Genomic DNA, 3,439 nt, shown 5'->3' with positions numbered 1-3,439 from the left:
GGTACGACAAGCCCAGTGAAAGGATCCTCGCGCTCATCAACGCCTCATGATATGATCGCGTCATCGCGAAGACCACCGTTCGAGGTGGCAAATCACTCAGGTGTTGCAACCACCACTAAAATCCGCCCGTTGTACGATCGGCCGTGATGTCATACTCATCCATTCCAACTCCCCCCGCCCCGCCGACCTTCGAATGGTCCGGCCCGGCGCGCACGCACCTCGTCACGCTGACTGACCGGGGCGATCTGCTGTTTTTCCTGGCCCTGCTCACGCTGCCCGTCGACGGTACGGTGATCGGCCTGTACGCCCCCTTCTGGACGCCCATCTCCCCGTGGCTGTTCCTGCTGTACGCGCTCGTCAACTGGCGCGAACTGCCGAACGTGTACCGTCATTTCCGCGTCTGGTTTCTGTTTCCGGCCGCACTGATCGTGCTCTCGTCGTTGGGCTGGGCCACCGTCGCGTTCCATCCGGTGGCGGCCGTGACCAGCTGGACGGCCGTGGTGGGCGCGCTGGCCTGTCTGGTCGCGGTGGACATCGCCGTGCGGCTCAAGGGACTGCGATGGCAGGACATGATCCGCACGATCATCATCGCCTACTGGTTCGCCTTTGCGGTGGGCGTGCTGCAGTGGATCGGCGTCGTCGCGCATCTGGGATCGGTGCAGGGCTACTTCGGACATCTCATGGCCCGGCCATACAGTTCGCCCGATTCGAAATGGGGAGGCGGACGGCCGCAGTTCCTGTTCGCCGAGCCGAGCTACATCGGCATGCATTTGTTCGGCGTGCTGCTGCCGCTCATGTGGCTGATGCGCACGCGAGACCGCATCTACGTCAAGCGCCTGCGCGATCTGATCGTCGCATTCGCGGCCGGTTCCGTGCTCATGGGCGCCGGCGTGCGCATCATCCTCGATTCGCTTGTGGCGCTGATCATCGTGATCGTTGAGCGGACGCGCTGGCGCAAGCCGGAATCGCGCAACCGCGGCATCGTGGCGCTGATCGTCACCGGCATCGCGGGCGTGCTCAGCATCGCGCTCAACAGCCGGCTCAATTCGATCGCGGAGAACGGCATGATGGGCGACGGATCGTTCTTCGCGCGCATCTGGCAGTCACTCGGCCCCCTGTGCGGCATGATCGAACGCCCCTCCACCATCCTCACCGGCTACGGGGCCGGCAATATCGACGACGCCACGCACACCGGCGCGGACATGGCCCGCAGCACGCTGGAATCATTGCATCTGGACGCCACCAATGCCTACGGCTGGTACCGTTCGATGACCCCGGACACCATCTGGACCATGAGCGCCTACACAAGTTTCCTCGTCGAATACGGCCTTGTGGGACTGGTGCTGCTCATCGCGCTGGTCGCGCATCACATCGGTGCCCGACGCGCGTGGAACAAGACCGTCGTCTGCTGGTTCGCGCTCGTCGCATACCTGTACATCCAGTTCGAGGGGTACGCCTTCTACGCCATCCCTCTGCTGGTGTGGGCGGTTTCGATGGAATACGGCTTGGAACCGAAGGACGGCGCGTCCGACGATCTGGCTGTGGTGGCCACGCTGCGCCGCTTTCTGGACCGTATGATGACCCGGCAGACGCGCCCGAACACGACGAACGCCGTCAAGCCCTGACGTGGCCCGCGTCGCACGCCATGTCACGACCCACGTCACGACCCGCGTCACATGTGTAGTAGAAACGGACGGAAATAGGCCCGAAATCGTCCGTTTCTACTACGTCCGTTTCTACTACACGTAAACCGCACGCGGGCGCCCCGGCGTCCCGATCTGCCCAGTTTGCGGCCGACGATCGGTCAGACGTTGCCACGGGCCTTCTGATCAGCCCACGACTGCGACTGCACGTACGTAACCGGATCGGCGCCGATGCGGCCTTCAGGGGCATCCAGCGCGTCGATGGCGGCCAGTTCCTCGGCGGTCAGATCGAACAGGGTGGCGGACGCGAGGTTCTGGCGCATGCGATCAGGATGCTTGGATTTGGGAATGATGATGCGGCCCGACTGCGTATGCCAGCGCAGCACCACCTCCGCCGGCGTAACCTGATGGGCCTCGGCCGCGGCCACGATCGGCTCGGCGGACATGTCGCCGCCATGTCCCAGCGGGCTCCATGCCTCCACCGCGATGCCATGCTCCGCGCAATACGCGCGGGTGGCGGGCTGAGAATAGCGCGGATGGTTCTCGATCTGGTTGACGGCCGGCAGCTCGCCGGAATCCTCCCTGAGCGCCTCCAGATGTTCGGGCAGGAAATTGCTCACGCCGGCCACGCGGATGGAACCCTCCTCGCGCAGCTTGAGCAGCGCCTTCCACGTCTGACGATAGGCGTCGATGCGCGGCATGGGCCAGTGGATGAGGTACATGTCCACCACGTCGAGGCCGAGCTTCCTGCGCGACTCCTCGAATGCGATCAGCGTCTGATCATAGCCCTGATCGCAATTGCGCAGCTTGGTGGCCACAAACACCTTGCCCGCCATACCAGTGGCCTTGAGGGCCGCGCCCACGGCTTCCTCGTTGTAATATGCGGCCGCCGTGTCGATGTGCCGGTAGCCGATCTCGAGCGCCTCCTCGACGGCCTGCTGCGTCTGATCGGCGGGAATCTGGAACGTGCCGAACCCGATCTGCGGAATGCGCGTATGGGCTTGGTCGTTCAACGTGTATTCGGGGGAACGCAGTTCCTGAGAGGGTTCAGTCGACATCGTCCGTCCTTTCACTAGGAAAACCTTGCGGTTCAAGGTTCCATAGTCGATGATAGAAGACGGAATATAAAAATCCCGCTTGGTTCAGGGATTTTCATTGCATTCAAACTCACCATTGAGTTCGAACAAAAAAGTATACGCGGCGGCGTGCTACTCTCCCACACCCTATCGAGTGCAGTACCATCACCGTGCTAGGTCTTAGCTTCCGGGTTCGGAAAGTGTCCGGGCGTTTCCCCTAGGCCATGACCGCCGCAAGAGATAAATATACACCACCGTGCTCTCAGCACCAACTTCGGCGTGTCGCGCGGAATTTCGCGGTTCTTGTATTCGCCGAGCCGCCAAGCGGGCAGCCCACCATTTCGTCATCCCGGGCGCAGCGCAGCCGCTCTCTCGTCATCCTGAGCGGAGCCCGAAGGGCGCAGTCGAAGGATCCTTAACCTCGTGCACCGATCAGGTATCCTCCATTCCGCCCAGTTCGCGACGCCAGCCGAGCCGAACTGGGATCAAACCGGGCAAATCCGGTCCCCGCATCCGCGAAACCGGGCGGAACGCGTCCGTTGGGAGCCCAAATCGGCCCAAATCGGCCCCCAGACGACCGGATCCGCCCGGTTTTTGCAAAACCGGCATCCCGTTCCGCCCAGTTCACGCCCGGTTCGCGTCATCAACCGGGCATCACGGGCGGAGCGCAGCCACGCTCCCCACCATCCTGAACGCTGAGCCGTGAAGCGGAGGACAGCC

At 63.0% G+C, this 3,439-nt stretch carries 2 protein-coding genes and 1 rRNA gene; 1 reads left to right on the top strand and 2 read right to left on the bottom strand.

Annotated elements, in window-relative coordinates; translation table 11 throughout:
- Positions 1-146: 146 nt before the first annotated feature.
- Positions 147-1,625, top strand: a complete 1,479-nt coding sequence (locus tag EMO90_RS12015) for a hypothetical protein (RefSeq protein ID WP_150355158.1) — start codon at positions 147-149, stop codon at positions 1,623-1,625.
- Positions 1,626-1,804: 179 nt separating this feature from the next.
- Here EMO90_RS12015 and EMO90_RS12010 read toward each other — a convergent pair whose 3' ends face one another.
- Positions 1,805-2,701 carry an aldo/keto reductase gene (locus EMO90_RS12010; RefSeq protein ID WP_150355157.1) on the bottom strand — a complete coding sequence of 299 codons (897 nt, stop codon included), beginning with the start codon at positions 2,699-2,701 and terminating at the stop codon, positions 1,805-1,807.
- A gap of 137 nt (positions 2,702-2,838) precedes the next feature.
- Positions 2,839-2,955: ribosomal RNA gene (rrf, locus tag EMO90_RS12005) — 5S ribosomal RNA — on the bottom strand.
- Between the last annotated feature and the right edge of the window lie 484 nt (positions 2,956-3,439).

This window comes from Bifidobacterium vespertilionis, from assembly GCF_008698145.1.
In the GTDB taxonomy this organism is placed as follows: domain Bacteria; phylum Actinomycetota; class Actinomycetes; order Actinomycetales; family Bifidobacteriaceae; genus Bifidobacterium; species Bifidobacterium vespertilionis.
Note: the sequence above shows the minus strand (reverse complement) of the source record. Positions and strands in the feature narration are given on the sequence as shown.